Source organism: Halorubrum sp. CBA1125 (assembly GCF_009742825.1).
Lineage (GTDB): Archaea > Halobacteriota > Halobacteria > Halobacteriales > Haloferacaceae > Halorubrum.
Map to the genome: position 1 here is coordinate 1 of NZ_WPCE01000295.1, position 2364 is coordinate 2364.

General features: G+C 71.7%; 3 protein-coding genes. All 3 read right to left on the reverse strand.

Annotated features, from left to right (window positions below):
- Positions 1-106: 106 nt before the first annotated feature.
- Positions 107-1063, reverse strand: a complete 957-nt coding sequence (locus tag GJ633_RS15860) for an electron transfer flavoprotein subunit alpha/FixB family protein (protein ID WP_321169131.1) — start codon at positions 1061-1063, stop codon at positions 107-109.
- Positions 1060-1848 (reverse strand): electron transfer flavoprotein subunit beta/FixA family protein, encoded by a 789-nt coding sequence (locus tag GJ633_RS15865; RefSeq protein ID WP_156589548.1) that lies wholly within the window; start codon positions 1846-1848, stop codon positions 1060-1062. Before GJ633_RS15865 ends, GJ633_RS15860 begins: the two co-directional genes overlap by 4 nt.
- Before the next feature lie 101 nt (positions 1849-1949).
- A partial coding sequence (locus GJ633_RS15870) for a helix-turn-helix domain-containing protein (RefSeq protein ID WP_343160898.1) occupies positions 1950-2364 on the reverse strand: 415 nt, incomplete at its 5' end.

Below are 2364 nucleotides of genomic sequence, written 5' to 3' on the forward strand. Positions count from 1 at the left end.
GCGCTGTCGCGCCCGCTCACCGGAGCGCGCCACCGCACGACGGACGATCTATCTCTCACCTGTCCGAATTGTCCCCCGGTGAGTGTGACAACCGTTCTATGCCGCTCTACTCCGACGCGAACTCGTCGATCAGGGCGGGGACCACCTCGAAGAGGTCGCCGACGACCCCGTAGTCGGCGATGTCGAAGATGGGCGCGTTCGGGTCGGCGTTGATCGCGACGATCGTGTCGGAGCCCTTCATGCCGGCGACGTGCTGGACCGCCCCGGAGATGCCGATCGCGATGTACACGTCGGGGGTGACGACCTTCCCGCTCTGGCCGACCTGTCGGTTCTTCGGGAGCCACCCGTTGTCGACGATCGGTCGCGAGGCCGAGACGGTCGCGCCGAGCGCGTCCGCGAGTTCCTGGATGAGTTCGAGGTTCTCCTCCTCGCCGATGCCGCGGCCGACCGAGACCAGCACGTCGGCGTCCGCGATGTCGACGTCGCCGCCGCCGACCTCCTCGAACCCCCGCACGCGAGCGCCCGACTCGGGGAGGTCGACCTCGATCGACTCGACGGTCGCGTCGCCGACGCCCTCGGCGGGCGGCCACTCGCCGCCCCGGACGGTGAGCACGAACCGGTCGCCGGCGACGGAGAGCGTCGTCTCCACCTTCGACCCGTACATCTCGCGGGTGACCGCCAGGCCGTCGTCGTACGCGACGCCGATCGCGTCGGTCACGAGCGGCCAGCCGAGGTCCTCGGCGAGGGCAGGCGCGTAGTCGAGCCCGTTGACGGAGTTCGGGGTCACCACCGCACCGGGATCGAGACGCTCGACGAGCGCGGCGACGGCCGCCTGGTACGCGTTGTGGTCGAACTCCTCGCCGTTCTCGACCGCGTGGATCGCGTCGACCCCCTCGCGGTCGAGCTCCTCGGCGAACCGATCGACGTCGCCGCCGATGACGGCGACGTGGAGGTCGCCGCCGCGCGCGTCCGCGAGCTCGCGTCCGGCCGTGACCGCCTCGTGAGAGACGTCCCGAAGCTCCCCGCGGCGGTGTTCGGCGACGACGAGCGCGTCCCCCGTCACGCGCCCACCCCCTTCTCGCGGAGGATCTCAGCGAGGCGCTCGGCGGCCGCGCCCGCGTCGCCCTCGATCATCTCGGCGTCCGACTCGCTCTCGGGCACCGCCATCGACGTCAGCGTCAGCGCGCTCTCGACGTCTGCGGGGGCGAGCCCGAGGTCGGCGAGGTCGCGCACGTCTATCTCCTTCTGTTGTGCCTGCCGGATCCCCCGCAGGCTCGCGTACCGCGGCTCGTTGAGCCCGGTCTGGACCGTCAACACCGCGGGGAGGTCGACGTCGGTCAGCTCCTCGACGCCGCCCTCCAGCTCCCGCCGGACGTGGGCCACCTCGGCGTCGGGGTCGAGTTCGAGGTCGTTGACGACGGCGGCGTGCTCGAAGCCGACCCGCTCGGCGAGTGCGACGCCGGTGGCGCCGAACGCCGTGTCCGCGGCCTGTACCCCGGAGAGGACGAGGTCCGGATCCGTCGATTCGACGACCGCTTCGAGGACGTCGACCCGCGAGGCGACGTCCGTGAACTCCGCGGCGAGCGCGTCGTCCCAGACGCGGACCGCGCGGTCAGCACCCTTCGCGAGCGCCGTCCGGATCGTCTCTTCGGTCCGCGCCGGGCCGACGGTGACAGTCACGACCTCGTCCGCGATCCCGGCCTCGGCCAGTTGCACCGCGGCCTCGATCGCGTAGTCGTCCCACTCGTTGAGGCCGTACTCGAGGTCGGACGGCGCGATCTGCGTCCCCTCGATCGCGAAGTCCTCGCCCGGCTCGGCGACCTCCTTGACGGTGACCAGCACCTTCATGATCGACACTCCGACGGTGAGCGACAAGAGCTTTCGGAACGTCGCGCGCGGGTCCGGTCTCCCCCGCTCGCGACCGCAGACGGCCGATCTCGCCGCGCCGCTCAGGTCGGCTCGTCGCCGTTCGCGTCCCTGCCACCGTCGTCCGCGTTCTCGTCGCCGTCACCCGTCGCGCTCGCTCCGCCGCCGGTCCCGATCCCCTCGTCGGGCAGCGAGATCAGGTTCTCGCGCCCGAGCCGGAGCTTCTCGACGCGCCCCTCCTCAGCCATCGCCGAGAGGAGCTGTGAGACTTTGGCGTCCGACCAGCCGGTCTCTTCGACGATCGCGGCCTGTCGCATTCGGCCGCCGTTGCCCTCCAGGAGCCGTTCGACGCGCTCCTCGTCGGAGAGCAGCGAGGGATCCGGACCCGCGTCGGCCTCGTCGCCTTCCGCCTCCTCGGTTCGTCCCTCGCCCGTCTCGCCGCCGCGGTCGCTCGTCTCGTCCGCGGCGGACGGCCGTCCGGTACCCGCAGCGGTGTCG

What these genes read in the sequence shown, in the direction of transcription:
- GJ633_RS15865 (WP_156589548.1), bottom strand. Translation starts at nt 1,848, where the DNA reads ATGAAGGTGCTGGTCACCGTCAAGGAGGTCGCCGAGCCGGGCGAGGAC.